Source organism: Nocardiopsis sp. EMB25, assembly GCF_026797795.1.
Classification (GTDB): Bacteria; Actinomycetota; Actinomycetes; order Streptosporangiales; family Streptosporangiaceae; genus Nocardiopsis; species Nocardiopsis lucentensis.
The window spans coordinates 6278739-6302172 of the sequence record NZ_JAMTDN010000001.1; the positions used below are offsets into that span (position 1 = coordinate 6278739).

General features: G+C 71.1%; 15 protein-coding genes. 10 read left to right on the plus strand and 5 right to left on the minus strand.

From position 1 onward, the window contains the following. Positions 1-31: 31 nt before the first annotated feature. The gene (locus KIK06_RS27995; protein WP_017598111.1) at positions 32-1015 is read right to left on the minus strand and encodes an FkbM family methyltransferase; all 984 of its coding nucleotides are present in this window, start codon (positions 1013-1015) and stop codon (positions 32-34) included. Between the two features lie 243 nt (positions 1016-1258). On the opposite strand from KIK06_RS27995, the gene ychF reads away from it, so the two are divergent. Next, positions 1259-2344 carry a redox-regulated ATPase YchF gene (ychF, locus tag KIK06_RS28000; RefSeq protein WP_017598112.1) on the plus strand — a complete coding sequence of 362 codons (1086 nt, stop codon included), beginning with the start codon at positions 1259-1261 and terminating at the stop codon, positions 2342-2344. Positions 2345-2411: 67 nt separating this feature from the next. Here the strand turns inward: ychF and KIK06_RS28005 are convergent, their stop codons facing one another. Continuing rightward, the gene (locus KIK06_RS28005) at positions 2412-3131 is read right to left on the minus strand and encodes a DsbA family oxidoreductase (RefSeq protein WP_017598113.1); all 720 of its coding nucleotides are present in this window, start codon (positions 3129-3131) and stop codon (positions 2412-2414) included. Between the two features lie 523 nt (positions 3132-3654). On the opposite strand from KIK06_RS28005, the gene KIK06_RS28010 reads away from it, so the two are divergent. The 3 genes from KIK06_RS28010 to KIK06_RS28020 all read left to right on the plus strand — a co-directional run bounded on the left by KIK06_RS28010 (position 3655) and on the right by KIK06_RS28020 (position 8892). Further along, on the plus strand, positions 3655-4608 hold the full coding sequence (locus KIK06_RS28010) for a conjugal transfer protein (RefSeq protein ID WP_017598114.1): 954 nt from the start codon (positions 3655-3657) through the stop codon (positions 4606-4608). An 81-nt stretch (positions 4609-4689) separates the two neighbouring features. Beyond that, positions 4690-5019 (plus strand): hypothetical protein, encoded by a 330-nt coding sequence (locus KIK06_RS28015; RefSeq protein WP_017598115.1) that lies wholly within the window; start codon positions 4690-4692, stop codon positions 5017-5019. Between the two features lie 18 nt (positions 5020-5037). After that, positions 5038-8892, plus strand: a complete 3855-nt coding sequence (locus tag KIK06_RS28020; RefSeq protein WP_268645697.1) for a TcpE family conjugal transfer membrane protein — start codon at positions 5038-5040, stop codon at positions 8890-8892. An 85-nt stretch (positions 8893-8977) separates the two neighbouring features. Here KIK06_RS28020 and thpD read toward each other — a convergent pair whose 3' ends face one another. After that, on the minus strand, positions 8978-9883 hold the full coding sequence (thpD, locus tag KIK06_RS28025) for an ectoine hydroxylase (protein WP_268645698.1): 906 nt from the start codon (positions 9881-9883) through the stop codon (positions 8978-8980). A 508-nt stretch (positions 9884-10391) separates the two neighbouring features. On the opposite strand from thpD, the gene KIK06_RS28030 reads away from it, so the two are divergent. From KIK06_RS28030 to KIK06_RS28045, 4 genes are all read left to right on the plus strand, one after another. Next, a complete protein-coding gene (locus tag KIK06_RS28030; RefSeq protein WP_268645699.1) occupies positions 10392-11051 on the plus strand; it encodes an HNH endonuclease family protein in 660 nt (219 codons plus the stop codon). Positions 11052-11550: 499 nt separating this feature from the next. Next, the gene (locus KIK06_RS28035; protein WP_268645700.1) at positions 11551-14028 is read left to right on the plus strand and encodes an ATP-binding protein; all 2478 of its coding nucleotides are present in this window, start codon (positions 11551-11553) and stop codon (positions 14026-14028) included. A 174-nt stretch (positions 14029-14202) separates the two neighbouring features. Beyond that, positions 14203-15306, plus strand: coding sequence for a hypothetical protein (locus tag KIK06_RS28040; protein WP_268645701.1), 1104 nt, complete (start codon positions 14203-14205; stop codon positions 15304-15306). After that, entirely contained in the window at positions 15303-16619 is a 1317-nt protein-coding gene (locus KIK06_RS28045; RefSeq protein ID WP_017598122.1) for a DUF6891 domain-containing protein, read from the plus strand. The genes KIK06_RS28040 and KIK06_RS28045 overlap by 4 nt, the downstream gene beginning before the upstream one ends. A gap of 25 nt (positions 16620-16644) precedes the next feature. Here the strand turns inward: KIK06_RS28045 and KIK06_RS28050 are convergent, their stop codons facing one another. Both KIK06_RS28050 and KIK06_RS28055 read right to left on the minus strand, forming a co-directional pair. Further along, positions 16645-18378 carry a serine/threonine-protein kinase gene (locus tag KIK06_RS28050; protein ID WP_268645702.1) on the minus strand — a complete coding sequence of 578 codons (1734 nt, stop codon included), beginning with the start codon at positions 18376-18378 and terminating at the stop codon, positions 16645-16647. Positions 18379-18627: 249 nt separating this feature from the next. Beyond that, positions 18628-19668: a hypothetical protein gene (locus tag KIK06_RS28055; protein ID WP_268645703.1), complete on the minus strand. Its 1041-nt coding sequence runs from the start codon at positions 19666-19668 to the stop codon at positions 18628-18630. A 664-nt stretch (positions 19669-20332) separates the two neighbouring features. On the opposite strand from KIK06_RS28055, the gene KIK06_RS28060 reads away from it, so the two are divergent. Together KIK06_RS28060 and KIK06_RS28065 are read left to right on the plus strand one after the other, a co-directional pair. Continuing rightward, positions 20333-22678, plus strand: a complete 2346-nt coding sequence (locus KIK06_RS28060; protein ID WP_268645704.1) for a type IV secretion system protein — start codon at positions 20333-20335, stop codon at positions 22676-22678. A gap of 19 nt (positions 22679-22697) precedes the next feature. Next, positions 22698-23375, plus strand: coding sequence for a hypothetical protein (locus KIK06_RS28065; protein ID WP_268645705.1), 678 nt, complete (start codon positions 22698-22700; stop codon positions 23373-23375). Positions 23376-23434: the final 59 nt, after the last annotated feature.

Sequence of the window (23434 nt, forward strand, 5' to 3'; positions counted from 1 at the left end):
TCCACCGCTCCCGGCCCGCGCGGTGCGGGGGTCAGGCGCCCCGGGCGCCCCGTCGCGCACCGGGGACGCACACGTCCAGCGCACGCCGCCACGCGCCGACCGAGCGCCAGAACTCCTCCGGAGCCGGGACGGGGGTGAACATCCACATCCGTTCCCACGCGGGCGAGGCGCGCCCGGCGATCTCCTCACGCGCCTCGTAGGGAGGCGGTCCGCCCACCGGGTACCACGTGTAGCCGAGCGGGTCGAGCAGGGCCATGAGCCGCTCCTCCAGCCCCCGGTCCGGGCGCACCTTCACCAGCATCCACGGCCGGTGGCGCCGCAGTACCTCCAGACCTCCCGCGACCACGTCCGGCTCGGTGCCCACGGTGTCCACCTTGACCACCGAGGGCAGGACCGACGCCTCCTCGCTCCAGTGCGCCAGCGTCGTCACCGCCACCGGGACGTGCGCGAGATCGGCGCGTGTGGCGTGCACGACCGTGTTGCACATGTCGTTGTGCCGTGCCCGGCGCAGGCGGGCGGTGCCGTTGTGGTTGCTCAGCGCCAGTTCCACGACCACGAACCCCAGCCCGCCGGTCTGGGCCACCGCCCGGGCCGCCGAGGCGATCTCCGGGGTCGGTTCGAAGGCGAACACCGGCCGGTCCGTTCGCGCGGCGGCCAGGATCGCGTACACGCCCACCCCGGAGCCCACGTCGAGCACGGCGCCGGGCGGGGTGTGGTCCAGCATCGCCAGGAAGCAGGCGAGGCTGTCGGGCTCGTGCCGGGAGAGGCCGGACGCGGCCAGGCGCCTGGGGACGGTGAGGTCGCCGGGCAGCCGCAGCGTGATGCTGTCGGGGCCGGCCGGGGACGGGTCCGGGTCGAGCCGGGGCAGGACGACGGTCAGGTCGCGGTTCCACGGCGGGACGCGGGCGGGATCGAGTCCGCCCAGCCGTCTGGGGAGGCGCACACGGATCTGGCGCGTGGCGAAGCGCACCACGGGATAGCGGCGTACGAGCGCTCTCAGCTGGTCGGTGACCACAGTTGACTCCCCCCAGGAACGGGGTCACGGCGCGGGTTCGGGGAGCGGACCGTCCGGTGTCCCGCGACACGCGGGCGGCCCCGACGCGCGGCGCCCCGTGCACCTCCTCCGGCCCAGGACTCCGGCGGACTGCTTCGAACCTACTGTGCGTGGTGGCCCCTGCGCATTGTGTTTCGGTGATTGGTTCGGCCGCCCGGCGGTGGCGGATCGGCGTACTCGTCGGTCCGCATAGACTCTGACCTTGTGAGTCTGTCTATCGGGATCGTCGGCCTGCCCAATGTCGGCAAGTCCACCCTCTTCAACGCGCTGACCAAGAACGACGCTCTGGCCGCGAACTACCCGTTCGCGACCATCGAGCCCAACGTCGGGGTCGTGGGTGTGCCCGATTCCCGGCTCGCCACCCTGGCCGGGATCTTCGACTCGGCGAAGGTCCTGCCCGCGACGGTGGACTTCGTCGACATCGCGGGTATCGTCCGCGGCGCCTCGACCGGTGAGGGACTGGGCAACAAGTTCCTCGCCAACATCCGCGAGAGCGACGCCATCTGCCAGGTGATCCGGGCCTTCGACGACCCGGACGTCACACACGTGGACGGCGACGTCGAGCCCTCGCGCGACATCGAGACGATCAACACCGAGCTGATCCTCGCCGACCTGCAGACCCTGGAGAAGGCGATCCCGCGCCTGGAGAAGGACGCCAAGCGCAACGCCAAGGACAAGGCCGCCCAGGAGCTGCTCCAGACGGCGCTGGCCGCCCGCGAGGTCCTCGACGGCGGTACGTCGCTCTACGCGGCCGAGGGCCTGGACACGCACCGGCTGCGCGAGCTGAGCCTGCTCACCGTCAAGCCGTTCATCTACGTGTTCAACCTCGACAGCGGTGACCTGGCCAACGAGGCCCTGCGCGCGAAGCTCCAGGAACTCGTCGCCCCGGCCGAGGCGATCTTCCTCGACGCCAAGATCGAGGCGGACCTGGCCGAGCTGGACGAGGAGGAGGCGCAGGAGCTCCTGGAGTCGATGGGGCAGACGGAGTCGGGTCTGGCGCAGCTGGCCCGGGTCGGTTTCGACACCCTCGGCCTTCAGACCTACCTGACGGCCGGGCCCAAGGAGGCCCGCGCGTGGACCGTGCGCAAGGGCGCCACGGCGCCCGAGGCCGCCGGGGTCATCCACACCGACTTCCAGCGCGGCTTCATCAAGGCCGAGGTGGTCTCCTTCGACGACCTGGTCGAGGCGGGCGACATGCAGGCCGCCCGCGCCGCGGGCAAGGTCCGCATGGAGGGCAAGGACTACGTGATGGCCGACGGCGACGTGGTGGAGTTCCGCTTCAACGTCTGACCGGTCCCAAGCCGTTCGCGCGAAGGCCCGCACCGCCTGTGGTGCGGGCCTTCCGTCGTCCTGGGACTCAGTCGTGCTCCGGAACCGGGCACCCGTCGGGGCCGCAGGCCTCTGCGTCTTGTGCGGAGCCGACGGTGGTGAGGGGTGAGCGGTTCGCCCACGCCTGCTCGAGCGCCTGGCCGAACGTCTCGACCGGTTGGGCCCCGGAGATCCCGTAGGCGCGGTCGAGCACGAAGAACGGCACCCCGGTGGCCCCGAGCCGGGCGGCCTCGCGCTCGTCGGCGCGCACCTCGTCGGCGTGACGCTCGGGGTCGGTCAGGACGGCACGGGCCTCCTCGGCGTCCAGCCCGGCCTCGACGGCCAGTTCCACCAGGCGCTCGCCCCCCTCGAAGGCGGAGCGCTCCTCGACGAAGTTGGCCCGGTAGAGCACGTCGATCAGTGCGTCCTGGCGTCCCCGCTCCAGGGCGAAGCGCAGCAGTCGGTGCATGTCGAAGCTGTTGCCGACGTCCCGCCCCGCCGTGCGGTACCCCAGGCCCTCGGCGGCGGCGTTGGCGGCGATCCGCTGTTCGGCCTGTTCGGCCTGTGCCTCGGTCATGCCGTACTTCCTCGCGAGCATCGGCACGACCGGTTCCGTGGTGCCCTGGGGGAACGACGGATCGAGCTCGAAGGGTCGGTGGACGACCTCGACCTCGTCGCGGTGCTCGAAACCGGCGAGCGCCTTCTCGAAGCGTGCCTTGCCCACGTAGCACCAGGGGCAGTTGATGTCGGTCCAGATCTCGACGCGCATGTGACGGCTTCTTTCTCGGGGCGGCCGGGTTCGGGGGCGCTCCCCAGGCGGGGTGCTCGCCCCCGAGGTGCGTCAACACAGGTCGGCTTCCCGGCATTCCGAACACGGCGCCGCCGCCGATGTGACGTCGGGGCCGGCCGTGCGGGAGCATCAGGCGCGCCAGGCGCGGGATCGCCGGGGCCGGAGCGGCCCGGGAGGAACGAGACTCCGGTTACATCCAGCCAACGGTTTTTCGTCCCCGAGGGCGACAACCCGCTTTCCGCCAGGTGACTAACTCCTGTCTTGGACGACCGGAATTGCGCTGACCTGCACCGTCACCATCCTGATTACCTGGGAATTCAACGCATTCGATGGCTTTCGCGAACTTTGGCCGGTGTGTTGGGTCCTCCGCCGACACCGAAACGCGCGGTCGGCATGGCCGCTCCCAACCCGCACAATGCCTCACTATAGGGATGGGGTAGACAAGGGCATGGCGGAAGGGCCGTCCGGACCGGACGGCGGAAACTGAGCGCAGGAGGCGGGGATGGCGAAGGCGTCACGGCTCGGTCAGTCCGGGCGTGACCAGTCCGACGGCACCGAGGCGGGGCTCGGCGCCCCGCGGTCCCGGCCACCCCGAGCGGGGGCGGGCGGACGCTGGTGGGTCGGCGTGGGGCGCGCCGTGCTGTGGGCGTTCATCATCGTCGTCGTCGTCAACGGCGTCTGGTTCCCTTTGCGCGGTGGGTTCGCCCTGCCCAGCGCCTCCGAGGAACCCGAGAGCACCGACACCGTCACCTACCCCGAGACCGCCTCCGCCGCGTTCGCGCTCCGCTTCGCCGACGTCTACCTCAACACCGAGGACACCGAGGCGCGCCGCGCCGACCTCGCCGCGTTCGTCCCCGAGGGGGAGGCCACCGCGCTGGACGCCGCGGCCGACAGCCTCACCGGTGAGAACCTCACGGTCGTCGCCGTGGACGTCCTCGACGACAACAACGCCGTCGTGGTGGTCCGCGCCGACGTCAACGGCGAGCCGATGCGCCTGGACGTGCCCGTCTACGCCGACCAGGACGCCCTGGTGGTCTCCGGGCGTCCGGCGCTGCTGGCCGCGCCCACCCAGGCCACGCTGCCTCCCGGCGCATCCTTCGAGACCGATCCCAACGCCGCCGAACAGCTCGGCGAGGTGCTGCCCGGCTTCTTCGAGGCCTACGCCGGAGAACCGGACTTCCTGGAGCGGTTCCTCGAACAGGGCGCCTCCGTCACCCCGCTTCCGGCGAACACCCTGGAATTCGCCGAACTGTCCGAAATCACGGTGCCATCCCAGACGTCGACCGGGGATGATGACGTACGACAGGTGGCGGTCACCGTCCGCTGGAACGTCCCGGCCTCCGACGACGGGGACGCGGGCCAGCTGGTGCAGGATTACCTGGTCACCGTAGTCAACTCGGGCAACGAGTGGCACGTGCGTGACATCCAGGGCGCCCCGCGTTCGTTCGACGGCTGACGGGGCGCCTAGGCACGGAGATGAGGGAGACGAGAAGAACCATGCGCACACCAGCGACGACACCGGAGGACGGCGCCTGACATGCTCCCCCTGCTGTCTTCCACGACGGACGCCCTCGCCCAGGCGGGCGGCGCCGACCTCCTCCACCTCGCGGCGGCGACCCCGCCCCCGCCGACGCAGGAGGCCCCCGACACGGGCGGCCTCGCCGACTTCCTCCGCGGCTTCTTCGGGCCGCTGTTCCTCGTCATCGTGTCGATCGTGGCGGTGTTCTTCCTGTTCACGCGTGAGATCACGCGGTTCGCGCAGTTCATCATCCTGGCGATCTTCATCGGGATCGTCTTCTACGTCCCCGGCATCATCGAGGTCATCGCTGTGGCGCTGGCCCGAGCGATGGGCGTGTCGGCGGAATAGGCGAGGGAGGCCGGGAACGTGGATCTGCCCACATACACCAACATTTGGCGTATCGAGAAGCGGCTGTACAAGCTCTACGATTTCCGGCTGCCCATGCCGCTCCCGGTGGGGACCTTCGGGGTCGCGCTGGGGGTCTTCGCGATCTGGGTGGTGCTGCTCAGCATCCTCAACGCGCCGTTCACCTTCGGCAACGGCTGGCACCTGGTGCTCTGGGTGGTGCCGCCGGGGGTGATCACCGTGCTGGCCACCCGACCGGTGATCGAGGGCAAGCGCCTCACCGAACTACTCATCTCCCAGGCCCGCTTCCTCACCGAGGCCCGTGTCTACACGCGTCTCGCGCCCGAGTACGAACCGGGTGAGGCCCGGGTGGTGGTGCGTGTGTGGCACCGCCACCCGGACGCGGGACCGCCGCCCGTGGTCGGACGGCGCCGGGGAGAACGCGCCGAGCCGGTCCGGGAGGTCGACGAGACCGGCGTCGGGGAGCTCCGCGCGGCCCCCTCCCCGAAGTCGGCGCCGCCGCTGGTGAACGTGGCTGAGCCCGCGCCCGTTCCCGAACGGGGACACCTCCCCGAACGGGCCCCCGTTCCCGAGCCCGAGCGAGCCCCCGAGGAGGCGCCCGAACCCGTCGCCGCCGACACGGAGTACGGCCCGGCCGACGCGGAGCCCCTCGAGACCGCCCCCGACACGCGCGGTGCGACCCGCCGAGTCCTGAACTACTTCGGCTTCGCCCTCGAACCCGGTGCCCCCGTGCCGCCGCGGGAACGCGGGGACGAGCCCGCTGGGGCCGACCGGTCCTTCGACCGGGAGGAGTCGCGGGAGGAGCGGGACGGCCAGGAGTGGATCTCCGGTCTGAGTGCGCACTCCGGACGGACCCCCGTCGGCCTCAGTGCCAAGACCTCCTACGAGGTCGGTGACACCGGGCCCCTGAACCGCACCGAGATCGACGAGGCCACCGGGATGACGGAGGCGCCTGAGACGCCCGAGGTGCCTGAGGCGCCCGAACGGGCACGTGAGCGCCGCCGCGCCGAGGAGGTCATGGCCGCCCCCGATTCCGCTCCTGACACCGCTCCCGAGCCCGTCACCGGGGCCGGGGCGGTCACCGACCCCGAGGCGGGGGAATCCGATCCCGCGCGACGCCTGCGCGGACGCGTCCAGGGCATCAGGGTCGCCAAGGAACTGGACGAACGCCGCTCCGAACAGGTCCGTGAGCGCGCCCCGCAGGACCCGCCGTCCGCGCGGGCCCACGGGACCGCCCTGCCCGCCGATGCCCCGCCGTCTCCGCCCCGCCGCAGGGGTCGTCCGCACGCCGCCCCCTGGGAGCTGGACGAGTCCCATCGCGACGGCGGTTCCGGGCCGGGAGCCGACGACAGGCCCGCGGACCGGACCGGGCTTGGCGATCTGTCCGACTACGCCGAGCGCTACGCGGCGGCGACCGGTCGTTCCGTCACACCGGAGACTCCCTCCGCGCCCTGGCTTCCGCCCGTGTCCTCGACGCCGAAGGACGGACCGGAGCCGCAGGACGGGGACGGCGGTCCCCCGGCCGACGCCGATGACGAGGCGGAGACCGCCGCCACCCCGGACGCCCCGGCCGACACGGACACCTCAGATGCTGCGGACACCGCGGACGCACCAGCCGCCCCGGCCAGCGCGGAGGCTGGGACACCGGCCGGGCCGCCGCCGGAACTGGACCACGGGACCGGCGAGCAGGAGGCGATGCCGGTCCGGTCAGGCCGGGACGACGAGGACCGCGGGCCTGAGTGGAACGAGCACATGTCGGTGCTCGACCAGCACCTCAGCAAGGCGGACACCCCCGCGCCGCCGCGGCCCAAGTTCGCCGATGCCCTGCGCGGCGGTGAACGTGACCAGGGGGCCGCGGACCCGGCGCAGTGGTTCGAGGACGGCAAGAAGCGCCACCCCGACCAACCCAAGGTCGGTGACCGGGGGAACCCGGTGATCCCGGCGAGTGAGCTGCGTGAGGAGGGCGTGGTCGCGGGCGAGGGGCTCGAGGCCGCCGCCGTCCGGTCGACGGACACCGCTGAGACCGGCGCGGACGCGCGCGCCGAGGAGCCCGGGACCGAGGGCTCGGAGACCTCCACCGCGCGGACGGCCGATGTGGTCGAGGGCGCCGGGTCGGACGCGCCCGGCGATGTCGAGGCGGCCGACGGCGCTGTCTCCGACCCCACGGAGGAGGACGGGACCCCGGAGGACGCGGACCCCGAGGTGACGCTCCCCGGCGCGCCGGGCGGCACCGGTGACGCCGACGGAGTCAAACCGCCCACCCAGCTCGACCACGGAACGGGTGAGCTGGCGAGCTTCGTCGAGGTTCGGGGCGAGTCCGGAAACGGCCGCGCCGGCTCCCGGTCGGCCGTCGGCTCCCCGGACACGTCCGACTCCAAGCCTCCAGAGCCTCGGGACACGTCCGACGCGACATCCGTCCCGCGCCGTACGGCCGCGGACCTGGAGGAGGCCGAGGCCGCCGCGCTGGCCCGACGGCGCGGGGGCGCTCAGCGCGCCACTGCCCCGGAGCCCGACGGGAGCCCCGCTCCGGCCCTCGACCCCCGTGCCAACCGCAGCCTCGCGGGCGTGCTCGCGGAGGAGGGCGCCGTCTCTCCGACCGCGCAGGACGGTACCGACCGGGTGACCGACACCGGTACCGACCGGGCCGCGCCTGAGGGCGACACCGGCACCAGGACCGACACCGGTACCGACCGGGCCGCGCCTGACGGCGGCACCGCGGCCGACGGCCGTCCGGACGGCGGTGACCCCCACGACGGCGTCTTCCACCGGGTCGCGCAGAACGCCCGCAGGCTCGGCCACCTCTTCGGTCAGCCCGTGCCCGGAGAGGAACCCGAACCGCCGCGCCGCGAGGAGCCCAAACCCCAGCTGGAACTCGACCACGGCACCGGCGAGCAGGAGCGGCTCGGCGACACCCCGACCGGGGTTCCCGCACCCCGCCCCGTGCCCACGGAGCCCGAACCCCGGGAGGGCGACGCCGACGACGCCAGGGACACCGGTGACGCCGGTGACTCCGGCGGCACGCGCGGTTGGCGCCGTCTGGCCAAGGTGGTCACCGGCGGGGCGGCCCCGGTCCGCTCCGACCTGCCCGCGAGTGACATCGCCCGGCTGCGCGCCCCTCTGCCCGAGCCGCGCAGCCTCGTCGTGCTCGGGTGCACCGGCGGCGCCGGTCAGACCGTCACCTCGCTCATGATCGGGCACACCCTGGCCGCGCACCGCGACGAGCCGGTGGTCGCGGTCGACGTCAACCCCGGTCCCAACGGCCTCTCCCGCCGGGTCGGCGCGCAGGCCCCCGAGACCCTCACCGCGCTGCTCGCCAACGCGGACGAGGTCGACGACCACGCGCGGATGCGCGGTTACACCAGCCGCGCCAGCACCGGCCTGGAGATCGTCCAGACCCTCGACGACCCCTACGTCCAGACCCTCGACGACCGCGACTACGGCCAGCTCACCGACATGCTCGGCCGCTTCTACGCCGTGACCCTCCTGGACCCGGCGGCCACGGGTGTGGCCCGGGCCCTGCCGGTGGCCGACGGCCTGGTCCTGGTCGCCCCCGCCAACGCCGACGCCGAGCGGGCCGTGTCCATGACCTTCGAGTGGTTGGACGGCAACGGCTACGGCGCCCTGCGGGCGAGCTCGGTGCTCGTGGTCAACGGGGTGAGCAAGCGCAGCCTGGCGGACGTGGACGCCGCCGAGCGGGTGGCGCGCGGTCGCTGCCGGGCGATCGTCCGGATCCCGTGGGACGACCACCTCGGCTCGTCCTACACCAGGATCGACGTCGGCGCTCTGCGTCCCGCGACCAAGCGGGCCCACGGCGCACTGGGCGGGGTCCTGGTCAACGCCCTCACGCGCTCCTGAGCGCGCCGTGCGGGCGGGCACGTGCCCGCCCGCACGGAGATCGGGGTGGTGGTCAGGGCGCCGGGCACCCGTCAGCGGTGGCGGCTCAGCGGCCGACCGGGGTGAAGTCGCGCGCGGACAGGAAGTCCGGGCGAGGGCTGCCCGCGGCGAACGGTTTCACACACGCGTTCTCGACGCTGTTGAACACGATGAAGATGTTCGACCGCGGGTAGGGGGTGATGTTGCCGCCCGACCCGTGCATGCAGTTGGAGTCGAACACGGTCGCGTCGCCCGCCGAACCGGTGAGCACGTCGATGCCGTGCCGTTCGGCCAGCATGGTCAGCGAGCTCTGGTCCGGAGTGCCGACGTGCTGGCTCTTCAGCGACGCCTGGTAGTGGTTGTCGGGGGTCTCGCCGACGCACGACACGAACGTCCTGTGCGAGCCGGGCATGATCATCAGGGCGCCGTTGTGCGTGAAGTTCTCGGTCAGCGAGATGGAGATGCTGGCCGCCCGCATCCGCGGCATGCCGTCCTCGGCGTGCCACGTCTCGAAGTCCGAATGCCAGTAGAAGGAGCCGCCGCCGAACCCGGGCTTGTAGTTGATCCGGCTCTGGTGCACGTACACGTCCGAACCGAGGATCTGCCGGGCTCGTTCGACCAGGCGCGGGTCGTTCACCAGGTCGTGGAAGACCTTGCTGATCTTGTGTACCTCGAAGATCGAGCGGACCTCGTCCGAGGCCGGTTCGACGATCACCCGTTCGTCCCGGCGCAGCGCCCGGTCGGAGCTGAGCCGTTCCAGCTCGGCTCGGTAGGCGCTCACCTCCTCGCCCGAGACGAGGGACGGGATCTGCGCGTAGCCGCGCGCGTCGTAGTCGCTGATCTCCTCAGCGGTGAAGGGTCCGTCCGCCGCGGGTCCCCAGACAACGGGGTCCTTGCGGTACAGAAGGGCGGCCTCGCTGGCCTTTCGGGTCGGGTACTCGTCCGCGGTCGGAGCATCCATCTGCAGAGTCATGGCCGATCCCCTCGGTGGGGGTTCATCCTCTCTGAGGTCGACGGTCGTCCTTACGACACGCGAACTTAACAAATATTCGACGACCTTTATGAGGATGCCCGTCGGCAGTGTGTTTGATAATTCTTCAAGTGGGTATTACTGCTATACTATATGGGGCAAAACTGAAATTTGGACCTTCTTTTTCTTCTCGTTTTCGCTCCCTCCTCGCGCTGACGCCGCGCCTCACCTGCGGAGTCGCGGCGCGGGTCGCCAAGATCCGTCCCAAGGCGGCATCTTCCCAGGTCGTCCAGTTGCAGCCGTGGTCGCCGCGATAGGCTGCGGGCCCTCGGAATTTTCCTGTGTGCTAGATCACAGGAATATGGTACAGCGGTGAGGCTGGGTTCTCGGTAGAACCTGTCGGTTCACTTCGGATTACGCCCGAATTCCCCTGGCGGGGCTGGACCGGAAAACGTTTTCGGCGCACTGTGGTGGGGTCCCTTCCCTCCACCCCCGCTCCAGAGGAGAGAACGTGCCCCCCACCCCCCGCACGCTGGGCAGAGCCCTGGTGTCCCTCGCCGCAGTCGTCCTGCTCGCCGTCCTCGGCTGGGCGGCCCCCGCCTCCGCCGACCACGTCCTGCCGCCGGGCATCCCCAGCACCTCGGCCGCCCAGAGCCAGCTCAACTCCCTCACCGTCGCCCCCAAGGGGCCCCAGAGCGGTTACGACCGCAGCCTCTTCCCGCACTGGGTCGACGTCCAGGGCAACTGCTCGGCGCGCCAGGTCGTCCTCCTGCGCGACGGCCACGACGTCGTCACCGACTCCCGCTGCCAGCCCACCTCCGGTAGCTGGTGGAGCTCCTTCGACAGCACGTGGGTGTACGACGAGCCGTCCCAGATCAGCGTCGACCACATGGTCCCGCTCAGTGAGGCCTGGAAGACCGGCGCCCGCTACTGGAGCACCTCCCAGCGCCGCGACTTCGCCAACGACGTGGACTCCCCGCAGCTGTGGCTGGCCACCCCGTCCAGCAACAGCAGCAAGGGCGACGACGACCCGTCCGAGTGGATGCCGCCGAACACGGCCGTCCACTGCGACTACGTCAAGGCCTGGGTGAACGTGAAGTACCGCTACGACCTCACCGTCACCCACGCCGAGCGGTCCGCCATCCAGTCCACGATCGACGACCGCTGCTAGTACCGCGACGACGGGTCGTCGCGGTACTGGGCGGAGTTTCGCACCAGGCGGAGTTCCGCGGTCACCCGTCCCGGAGAGGTTCCCCGTCGGAGGAGCCCGACGGGTCCGGGTCGCGGCGGGAGGGCCCGCATCCGAGTCGACGGACTCCGGTGCGGGCCCTTAGCCGTGGCGGTGGGGCTCGGGGCCCTCTCCCCACCGGTGGGCTCCGGTGCGGGACTCACCCGCCTCGGCGGGGTCGTGGGCAGCCCGAGGCGGGCGGTTCGTGGGGACCCCCCGATTTCCATGAAACCTGTCGGCGCGTCCGGGCGGTAGACCGTCCCGGGAACCTGTGGACAACCCCGGCCGAATGGTTCGGGACCGGGATTCGGGCGCGCCGGAATCCCGTCCACTTCTCTGCCCCCAGGCAATGCACCACTATGGGGGGTGGCACAGGCGGGAGGCCCGGGGGCGGCCCCGGATCGGGCACGCCCCGCCGCGACGCGACGAGAAGGGCAACCAGATGACCGGCACCAGGGGAACCCGGGGCGCGACCCGCCTCGCGGTCCGCTACTTCGACGACCGCGTGCTGTTCAGCGACACCGAGGCCTGGGCCTACTTCCGCCTCCCGACGGTGTCCTACGAGTTCACCACGCCTGAGGAACGCCAGGCGCTCGCCACCAACATCACCATCGCGCTCGCCGCCATCCGGATGAACGACGCCGAGGTCCACCTCCGTGTCGCCCACCGCACCTACCCGGCCGCCGCCTGGGCCACCCGCCTGGACGGCACCGCCGACTCCGGCCCCGGCTGGTACGACTACCTCGACGAGATGTACCGCCACGTCTGGGCCAAGGACTTCTGGACCAAGGAGGTCTACCTCGGAGTCCGTCTCGGCATGCGCAACGCCGGGGGCGGCCTCGGCCTCTTCTCCCAGCTCTTCGGCGCCTACCAGCGCACCGAACAGGTCCTCGGCATCACCGACGACGCCATCGACGACCGCGAGATCGCCCGATGGACCGAGCAGTCCGAACGCCTCGGCCGTGCCCTCGCCGCCAGCTCGCTGCACGCCCGCCACGCCACTTCCGACGAGGTCGCCTGGCTCATCCGCCACGCGGTCAGCGGCACCGCCGAGGAGGTGCGCCCCTCCGCCGCCGGGCGCCGCACCTGGGGGCGCGGCGAGATCGAGGCGCTCGTCGACGGCGTCGTGTACAACGGCCGCTCGTCCCTGCGCCTCGAACAGCCGGCCGGATCCACCCACGTCGCCTACCTGTCCTTCGCCCGCTTTCCGGACCTCATGCCCTTCCCGGACGGCGAACCCTGGATGCACCACGCCGACGCCCTGCCCTTCCCCGTCGAGATGTCCCTGCGGATGAAGCTCATCCCGCCCGCCAAGGCCAGCAAGGACGTCGGCCGCAAGCTCGCGCACGCCCGCGACATGGACGCGCACATCCGCGAGGCCGGGGTCGAGGCGCCCATCGCCCTGGCCGAGCAGATCGACGCCGCCCGCATGCTGGAGCACGGCATCACCAAGGAACGCCTGCCGTTCGTCTACGGCTGGCACCGGCTCATGGTCTCCGCCCCGACCGAGCGCCTCCTCGGCCAGCACGTCGAGGCGGTCATCGAGCACTACCGCGACATCGGCATCGACGTCATCAACTCCACCGGGGACCAGTTCTCCCTGTTCAACGAGGCTCTGCCCGGCGATCGCATCCGCCTGGGCGCCTACGCCCAGCGCCAGCCCCTGCGTACCATCGCGGGCGGCATGCCCACCGCCACCGTCGACGTCGGCGACCGCGTCGACCACTCCGGAGGCGGCTGGGTGGGGCCCTACATCGGCGAGAGCATCGGCCGCGCCCGCTCCATCGTCCACTTCGACCCCATGGTCGCCGCGGCCCGCAACCGCCCCACCGCCATCGCCATCACCGGTGAGCCAGGCGGCGGCAAGACCACCCTCGCCCTCCTGCTCATCTACCAGCTCGCCCTGCGCGGGGTGACCGTCGCCGCCATCGACCCCAAGGGCGACGCCGAGTCCCTCGTCGAACTCCTCCAGCGGCGGGGGCGCAAGGCCCGCGTCATGTCCCTGGGGTCCGCCCAGCCGGGCCTGCTCGACCCCTTCGCGTTCGGCGACGACCTGCCCTCGCGCAAGACCATGGCCACCGAGACCCTCCGGCTCCTCCTGCCGCGCATGAGCGAGGAACGCGAGTCGGCGATGATCCAGGCCGTGGCCGCGGTCGCCAACCAGCCGCGCCCGTCCCTGGCCAAGGTCGTCGACCACCTCGTCGCCTCGCCGGGCGCCGCCTCCCGCAACCTGGGCGCGGTCCTGCAGTCGATGTCGGAGATGCGTCTGGCCAGTCTGTGCTTCGACCCCCAGGGCGACGCCAAGGTCGACACCGAGGGCTGGACCACCGTCTTCACCCTGGGCGGCCTCACCCTCCCCGACTCCGGTGTCGGCCGCGACGACTACTCCTACGAACAGCGCCTGTCGGTCGCGCTGCTCTACCTCGTCTCCCAGTTCGCGCGCCGCCTGATGAACGGCCTCGACCGTCACCTGCCCAAGGCGATCTTCCTCGACGAGGCCTGGGCGGTCACCTCCACCCCGGAGGGCGCCAAGCTGGTCCCCGAGGTCTCCCGCATGGGCCGCTCCCGCAACACCGCCCTCATCCTCGTCTCCCAGAACGCCGGTGACCTGCTCAACGAACAGGTCACCAACTGCCTGTCCTCGGTGTTCGCGTTCCGCTCCAGCGAACGGTACGAGGTGGAGAGCGTCATGTCCCTGCTCGGCGTCGAGCCCACCGAGGATCACCTGGCGGTACTGCGCAACCTCGGCAACGGCGAGTGCCTGTTCCGTGACCTCGACGGGCGGGCGGGGCGGATCGGGGTCGACCTGGTCTCGGAGAACCTCCTGCGCTGGCTCGACACCAACCCCACCCGGCAGCGGCCCGCCGAGGACGACGACTTCGCGGCCGCCTCCGGCCAGGAGGTGGCCGACAGACGCTGACGGACGTGCGCCCACGTCCACGAGTGGAACGGACAAGTCCCCGCAAAAGGGGATTAGCGGCACCAGGTTCGGGGCTCGTCCGGGATGGGGATGACCTACTCTGTCGGGTTTTCCCGTCCCGGCGCACCGACTCCGCACCCCCGACCGAGACCCACCACTCACGAGGGACCGCCCATGAGTGAGGACGTGCCGCGCCCCGTCGTCGACCCCACCCTCCCCGATGTCCTGCGTGAGCGGATCACGCGGGAGAACCGGCCCCCGGACCCGCCCCCGCGCCGGGCCAACGGGGAGATCGTCACCCGCGCCGTTCGCGCGCGCGAGAGCGCCGTCCAGGTGCTCGCCGCAGGGTTCACGGCCGCCCTCGCCTCGGCCGCCGGGGGCTGGCCCCTGGGCCTGGCCGTCGCCGTCGTGATCCTCCTGGCCCAGGTCCTCGTGCTCATCTGCGTCGAGGACACCCATCCCGCGACGCGGGTCCTGGGCGCGACGGCCGGCGCGGGAACCGTCGTCGCGACCCCCGCCATGGTCATGGCGGCGCCCGACGGGGCCGCCGTCGTCCCCTGGCTCGTGTTCGGCGTCTTCGTCGCCCTCGTCGGAGCCGACGCCGCCACCGCCCGGGTCAGCCGGACCCCCGACGACCACGAGGGGCTGGCCATCCTCCCCGACGACGTCAGCGACCACGACCACGCCCACCTGTCCGCCGTCCAGCGCACCATCGACCAGGTCGCCTCCGCCCGGGACGAACTCGGCGGCGGTGACTCCCTGGACACCGAGCGCGCGCTCGCGGTCCTGCGCGACCAGGAGTGGCGGATCGCCAAGCTCCTCGTCCGCCAGCGCGAACTGCGCCGCGCCCACCTGCGCCGCTGGCAGCGCGCGGCCTCACCCCGAGTCAGGGAAGCCCTCAAACCCCAGCGTGAGCACCTGAACACCGTCGACGCGGCGGTCCGTGCCCGGGTCGAGGAGATCACCGAGTACGGGCGGCTGGTCGAGCGCGCCGTCGCCGCGCACCGCGAGTGGGAGCAGTGCCAGGAGGCGCTCGACTCCACCGCCGAGTACGCCGAGCACCTCGCCTCGGCGGCCTTCCTCGACACCCGTCCCACCGGTCTCGGAGCGCTGGCCGTCACCGCTGAGGCCGCCCGGCGCGTCCGCGACGAACGGGTCCGGCTCCTGGCCGACCACGCCCTCACGGCCGGTGACGCCCCGGACTGGCCGGCGCCGGACGACGGCGCCCCGGGGGCAGCGGAGCGAGTGTCCGCCGAATCTGACAGATTGGGCGCATGACCGAAGACAGGGAGCCCCTCGACACCGCCCTCCACGGTGCGATCGCCGACGTGGTGTACGGGAAGGGCGGATTCGTCGAGATCTACCGAAAGGCCAGCGAGGACATCGCCGACTTCCTCAGGTCGGACGCCGAGCCGGAGGGCGTGGAGCCGGAGGGCGCGGAGCCGCTGAAGGAGCCGGGGGCGGGGGTTCTCACCGAGCTCTCGGCGGCCATCGACGACGCCATGGCCGAGCACGCCCAGAAACAGCGCCGCTGGCCCGTGCGCACTGACGGCGAACGGCTCACCCGCGCCTTCCGCGCCCTCGACGAGTCCGGAATCGTCGCCCGCGAGGACTTCACCTGCTGCGGCCAGTGCGCCCGCGACGCCCTCCGCTCCGAGGTCGCCGCCCACGACACGGACGCGGGCCCCGCGATCCGCGGCTACGTCTACTACCACGCCCGGGAGGCCGCGCGGGCGGCCGTGGAGGGCGGGCTCTGGCTCGGCTTCGACGCCGTGCACGAGATCCGCCGCGCCGCCGTCGGCGAGGAGATCGCCGAGACCCTCCGCGCGCACGGCCTCACCGTCACCTGGAACGGCGACCCCGACACCCTGCTCGCGGTCGAACTGGACGGCCGTTGGCGCCGCTGGGGGCGCCGCGCCGCCTACCCCGGTTCCGCCATCCAGGGGGAACCCTCGGTCGAGGTCGCCTACACGAACCCGAGCCCCTACCCCACCCCGGAGTGGGTCAGCCACTACGAGGGCCGGGTGACCGTCCGCGAGCTCGCCCGCATGGTCCTGCCCTGGCTCCCCGGCGACTTCACGGCGACGATGACCAGCGACCGGGGCGACACGGTCGTGGTCGAGCGCGCCTTCGACGTGCTCCGCGTGCGAGAGACCGGCCGCGTCCTGCCGCGTGAACGCGTCGAGGAGCCGCTCAGCCGCTGGGCCGTCGGCGGTGTCTGGCCGGAGGAGGACGCCGCGTCGAGCGGAGTCGGCATGGTCGACGCCAGCTATCAGGACACCTCACGGGACGGCATCGGCTCGGTCGACGTCCCCGAACCCCTGGAGACGGCCGCCGCCCGCGCCCTCGTCCACCACCTCACCCCCGCCCCGGACAGTTTCGCGGTCTTCGTCGCCCGGGACGGTTCGTGCGTGCAGATGATGTGGCACGCCGGGCCGCGACTGTGGATGGAGACCCCCGAACCCGAGGCGTCCCTGTCCAGGGGAAGGTTCGTCAGCGTCTCCGAGGCGGACGAGATGGTGCGGGTCCTCGCGGAGGAGGGGCGGATCGCCCTCGACGAACTGGGTGAGCTGTCGGTCCTGCGGTGGTAGCGCCCCGGGACGGCGGGCGCGCCCCTCAGACCGCGTCGGGGCCGAACCCGAAGAACGCGCGCGCCCTGGGCGGGATCAGCAGCAGCCCGCCGATCACGAGGTTGAACATCAGGATCAGCGCGTACCAGACGAGCAGGTCAGGGGTGTAGATCAGCACCGAGAACATGGTGAGGATCAGCAGCACCGACACCACGGCCTGCACGATGACCACGGCGCCGTACAGGACGCGCGACCGCGCCATCAGTCCCACGCCCGCGAACGCGGAGAACAGCCCCCAGACTCCGACCAGCGACACCGTGCCCCACGTGTACTCCTCCGAGCCGCCGACCGCCTCACCGGCGAACAGGGCCGTGAGCACCATGAGGTAGAGCGCGTTCAGCCCCAGCATGACCGCGGCGGTGATCACCGCCGCGGGCTTGGGCGGGTCGGCCCGGTTCCCGTTCCACACGTGCTGGCCGGTGCCGACGGACGGCTGCGCGCCGGCCCGGGGCGGCTGGCCGGCGAGGCGGGCCGTGTGCCCGGCCGGAACGGACCCGGGGCCGAACCGCGTCGTGGCGCCCGTCGATTCACCCCCCGACAGGGGAGTGACCGGCTGCGGGCCGTTGGGGCCCTGGTGCGCCCGCTGGGGGCCGGTGGGCGGCTGGACGGGGAGGCGACCGGTCGAGGGGCCGGGCGGGTTCGGGACCGGGGGCTGGTGCCCGGGCACACCGTGGTGCGGTGTGTGCGGGCCCGGGGGGCCGGGTGGTCGGTGCGGTCCCGAGTGGGCCCACGCGGACTGTCCGCCAGTCGGCCCGGGCACGGGCGCCTGGGGTCCGCTCGGGGGTGTCTGGGGACCGCTCACAGGGGCCTGCGGCCCACCGGCGGGGGTGTGCGGCCCGGGGGTTCGCGCGCCGGGTTCGGCGGCACGCGCCTCCCGGGCCTCCTTCTCCCGGTCCAGCAGGGCGAGCGCCTCGGCGGGGGTGGGCCGCGCCGAGGCGTCGCGGCTCAGCAGAGCGGAGACCAACGCGTGCAGGGGCGCGCTGGCCGAGCGGTCACCGGAACCGGGCGTGGACAACCGCGGCGGCAGGGGAGCGGTCAGGACCGCGCTGATGATGCCGGTGATGCTGTCCCGCTTGAACGGTGTGCGTCCCTCCAGCAGCGAGTACAGGGTGACACCCAGACTCCACAGGTCGGACGCGGGCAGCGCGCGCTCGCCTTCGAACCGTTCGGGGGCCATGTACTCGGGGGACCCGATGTACACGCCGGTCTGGGTGAGCGCCGTGCTGCCGTCGACGTTCGCGATGCCGAAGTCGGTCAGCACGGTCCGGCCGTCGGCGGTGAGCATGATGTTCGCGGGCTTGATGTCCCGGTGCGTGACCCCCGCCGCGTGGGCCGCGCGCAGTCCGTCGAGGACCGACCGGGCCACCTCCTCGACCCGGGTCACCGTCATGGGGCCGTGCGCGTCCAGGTGCTGCTGCAGCGAGGCCCCGGAGAGCAGCTCCATGACGATCCAGGGGCTCTCGCCGTCGTCGAGCACGTCGTGGACGGCGACCACCGCCGTGCTGTTGATCCGTGCGGTCGCCTGGGCCTCGCGCATACTGCGAGCGTGCGCCTCGGCGCGGGCGTCCGGGTCCATCCCCTCGGGGAGCAGGACCTCCTTGACGGCCACGTCGCGCTGGAGGGCGGGGTCCCAGGCACGCCACACCGTTCCCATTCCGCCCGCGCCGAGCCGTTCCCGTAGCTCGTAGCGGCCTACGGAGGAACGACCGTCGGACGACATAGGGGCGCATCCCTTCTGGGGGGTGGGGGACGATGCGCAGGCCAATCTATCCGAGAAGGTCCTACCGCTCCCGGATGATGGTGCGTGTTGCCGACATCTGAGTCCATCTCACTGTAAATCGGTCTGACCCGGACGTCGTCGGGGGAACGGGAGCTGACCGATTGCGGTCATCGCCGAGACCGCGCGTTTCGGGGTGAGGCCGTGACCACCCGGTGCGCTCCGGTCGCGGGCACGGCGGGCACCGGGCGGTCACGGCCGAGGACCCCCGGTGATCCGCTCGGTGAGCGCGAGCGCCTCGCCGTCCTCCGCGACGCGCAGCCGCCCGGCGAGCGCGCGGAGTTCGTCGGTGGTGACCTCGGAGGGCTCGTAGGCGTCGTCGCCCGCGTGGACGGACTCGTCCCGCAGCGGTGCCGCGACCTCGACGACGGTCCCCGTCTCCCACTCCAGGCGGATGCTGTGGAACTCCTCGTGGAACGACTCCCAGGTCAGTAGGAGGGACGCACCGACTCCGACCCCGTCGAGCTCCTCGCAGTCGACGAGGGCGGGATCGGCGGCGCCGTCACAGTCGAGGGGGGCGGCGTGCTCCGAGCCCTCGGTGTCGGAGTCCGCGGAGCCGGGGGACGCGTTGCTGGTGACGCGGACCTCGCGGCCGTCCGCGTCCTGGTAACCGACCGACACACCGCTGTCGTCGTGGCGGACGGAGGCGGAGGCTGGTGTCCACCCCTCGGCCGCCAGAAGGACCATCTCGTCCGGGTACTCGGAGAGTTCGGTCACCAGCGCGTCGAACCGTTCCCGTTCCCGTTCGACGCGGAGCCTCCAGTCCACCCCGGCCCGGAGCGCCGTCACGGCGACGACGGCCACGAGCGCCCACAGGAACGCGCGCTTCGGAGCGGCGGCGAGGATGCCCAGGACCGCCGCCGCGGCGGCCAGGACACCCAGCCCCGTGGTGGGGCCGTCGAAGAGGGAGCCGGGAGTGAGGTCGGGGACCGTGAACCACCACTGGAGGTAGCCCAGGAGCACGACGGCGGTCAGGAGCGCGACGGTCGCGACGGGCCGAGGGACCCGGGCCCGCTGGAGGACGGAGACCAGGACGGCGAAGGAGGAAACGCCGAGGAGGAACACGAGCCACAGAGCGGTGGGGAGACTGTCCGTCGAACCGCGGTAGAGGAGGTCGAGGACGACGCTGAGGCGGAGATAGCCGAGTGCCAGGAGGAGGAACAGGACGTACACCAGCCCGCCGACGACCAGCGTGACGGTCGTGGCACGGCTCGGACGTGTGCGCGTCGGCACGGGCTTGGCGCCCGCGCCTGGTTCGTGAGGGCCGGGGGAGTGGGGCGGCGGCATGGTGGGGCCTCCGGTGTCCTGTCGCGGGGCGTGTGTTCGACGGGCGCGTGTCAGGGGTGTCGGCGGTCGATCCCTCGGGGCCGAGGAGCGCGCGGCGGGCCTCCTGGGGCGGGGGTGCGGGGGTGCGGGGGTGCGGGGTCGTCGTCTGGTGCGATGTGTTCCGGAAGGAGATGGTTTTCGGCTGTGCGGCAATAGGGACTGCGGGTACTTCGGAAGCCGGTTCGGAGAGCGGGCGTCAGTCCGGTTTATGGGCAGATGTCCACTTTTGCTTGCGAAAGTGGATGTGACGCCGCTCATACTCGCGGCTGGGGTACTAAATTGTGGCCTGGTGGTTTATGGGTGTTCTGGAAGTCCGTTGATGCCTGTTACCTGCGAAAACGTAGGTTTTGCGTTGCTTCGCACCGGCCCGGTGGGGTGGAGTGTCGGTAGGAACCGGAAATCCCGACGCGTTGCACTCATCTTCCGACCCGCCGATGAAGCACCATAGAGGATGGGGTAAGGACATGCGGGGGGCTGTGCCCGTGCGCGGTCTCGCTACGGCGTGCGCGCGGGCGGAGTCACCGTGTCTGCCATCGACCCTCGGCCCGAACCACGACGCAGGAGCCAGCAGATGACGCATCAGCACGTCCGACGGCGCGGATGGCGACGCCTACTGATGATGTTCCTGCTGATGGTCGGGTTCGTCGTGCTTCCAGCGACGACGGCGCAGGCGAACACGCTGTGTCCCGGGGAGCCCGCGCCGCTGCCGGAGGCGGCGGGAAGCGGTTCGGACGGGCTGCTGGTTCCGCCACCGTCACAGTCGGAACTTGAGGGCCCTCCAGGCGGGTTGCCTCCCGACGCGAGTATGTACGGGCAGTACGGGACCGCCGGAACCCAGTGGCACATGATCACCGAGTCCTGTGTCGACGGGATCTCCAACGGCGCCCAGGCCACGCTCGCCAACACGGCGTGGGACCTGTCCAAGACCATCAACCAGTCGACGATCACCGTCTACCAGGCGGCCACCTCGGACGGTCTGTTGGCGAGCTTCAATGAGCTGGTTGAGGATGTCGTCGTCACTCTGAGGGAGGGCATCTGGCGCCCGCTCATTCCAACAATCGTCATTCTCGGTGCGATCTGGCTCGGATGGTACGGGCTGATCCGGAAGCGCGTCACGCTCACCATCGAGTCCACGGTGTGGATGGTGGCGGCCATCGGGCTCGGCATGTGGATCCTGGTGAACCCGGCGCAGATCATGGGTATGGCCAGCGGTCTGGTGAACTCCGGAAGCCAGTTGGTGACGAGCACGGTGGGCCAGGTGCCGTACGGGGGAGGCTCGGGCACATGTCCGGCCGGGGCTGAGGCACCGGAACGGGCGGAGTGGGAGTCCGAGGCGGATTTCCAGGTCCGACGGAACGCCGACATGTTGTGGTCGAGTCTGGTCTGTCAGCCATGGGTGGCTGGGCAATTCGGCAACGACGATACGGGGCAAAACGTTGCACGTCGCTATGCTGTGGACCTGGTCTCAGCTCAGGGAATCAACCGTATCGAGCAACAGCAGATCGCGGATGGCGAGGTTGACCCAAGCGAACTAATCACAGAGAAGCAAGAATCCTACGAGGAAATTGCCTCTACCATTGAAAGTACATCGCCGAGTGTCTACCCGTTGTTCTCAGGACAGGACCAAGGGAGCCGTCTTGGGGTCGCTACACTCGCCCTCTTTGCATCCATCTTTGCAGGTGGCTTGATCCTTGCGGGGTCTGTGGCGCTGATCGTGCTGAAGATCGCCTTCTTGCTCCTATTCCTGCTCTCGCCCATCTTCCTGCTCATCGGTATCCATCCGGGCTATGGCCGTATGGTCCTGCTGCGGTGGGTGGAACTGATGGTCGGCTTCCTGCTCAAGCAGATCTTCATCGTGCTCCTGATCTCCCTACTCGTGATGTGCTACGGGATGGTCATGTCGAGCACGCTCGGATGGGGCTTGCAGATGATCCTCCTAGCCCTGTTCACCGTCGCTCTCTTCGTCTACCGCAAGCCCTTCGCCTACCTCTTCACGTCGGTCAACGCCAACACCTTCACTTCGCGCATCGCCAACGATGTCGCGCAGAGCCAGGCCCTCAGCAAGAGCGCTGTGGTCCTTCCCCCGATGGCCAACCTCAAGGCTCAGGCGTGGGGGCTGCGGAGGGCTCCGCAGATTGCCGCAGCCGCCTCCGGGGTGCCAGCTGGTAGCGGAACACCTGGCGCGCAGAACGGCGCCATGGATGCGGCAGCTGGAAACGGGGAGGAAGTCTCCGGCGAAGGCGCTCCTGTTCGAGGCGATGGTGTTCGAGCACGCGGAGCCGCGGGCTACGGACGTGTACGTGGTGAACGAACGGCTCCTCCGCTCAACGTGCACCGGTCCGGCTCCACATCCTCTGGTGGTGGCCAGCGTCCGGAGAACACCGGACGGAGCAGTGAACAGGCACCGAGCCTGAGCGGTGGCGGTTCGATCCCACCTCGGCCTAGCGGTGGCTACACCGGCACCGGAGACAGTGGTTGGTCCTCCGTGTTCGGCACGGATTCCGGTGGTCGGGGCTCCGCTGACCGTCGTGACAATGGTGGTGGCGGGGGTGGTGGGTCCCTGTTCGGCGGCGGTGCCCCCTCCCCAGGCGGGCGTGCCGCGAGTGCCGAGCGGCCGGAACCCAGCACGGGACGGGGCATCTTCAACGGTCGGGAGGAGACCCCGGCGAAGGGCAGCTTCGGAAGCCGAGGCTCCCGCTGGGGGACACCCAGGGAGCGACGGGAACGTCCAGCACCGCAACGTCCCGCAGGACCGGCCCCTTCAAGCGGAGGCCGAGGCGAGGGGGACGGCGGGTGGCTGACCGGATCGAGCAAGCGCAAGAACGACGCGCCCATCACCCCGTTCTGGGGAGAGAGCAGCTCTTCCACCACCAGGGACCGCAAACGCGACGTCCCCTTCTGGCTGAACGACGACTGACGTACGAAGGCCCCGAACGATGCCCAACTCTCTGTCCGAACGCGCCCAGCGGCTGGTCTTCATCGGCCTGATCGTGGCTCTGGTCGCATTCGGTCTCTATTTCACCCTCGGCGGCTTCGGTGGGGGTGACGATGCTCCTGAGGAGCCCTCTGCTGCTCCCGAGGAGGCGCGGTCGGGTGACAACGGGGCAGGTGAGCCCTCGTCGCTCGATGACCTGTCCACGGTCGAGCCGAGCCCGATCACCACGACGGATGAAGACGACGTCGACGTCCTCACGTGGTTCCCGTTCGAGGAGGCCGAGCTTCGCGAGGCCGGAGCCACGGCGAGGGCGTTCGCCGAGGCCTACGGAACCATCGACTACTCACAGTCCCCCGAGGCGTATTTCGGTGCCATGGAGGAGCTGGCCACCGACGAGTACGCCGAGATTCTGGCGGACACCAGCAGGGTCGGTGCGTTCTGGGAGGAGATGTCGGAGGCCGAGGCCGTGGCCGAGGGCCGTGCCGAGGTCGACCGGGTCCGCACCTTCGGGGAGGACTCCATCACTTTCGTGCTGACGGCGCAGTCCATCACCGAGACCGGAGACGCGCAGTTCGACGAGAACCTCGGTGAGTTCGCCGTGACCGTCGTTCGGGAAGGCGGCACGTGGCTGGTGTTCGACTTCCAACCTGCCGACGTAGGACAGTTCGGGGAGGAGTAACCCTTGTTCCCCCGTTTCACCCCCACCTCCACAACCACCTCCGACTCAGGCGCCACGGG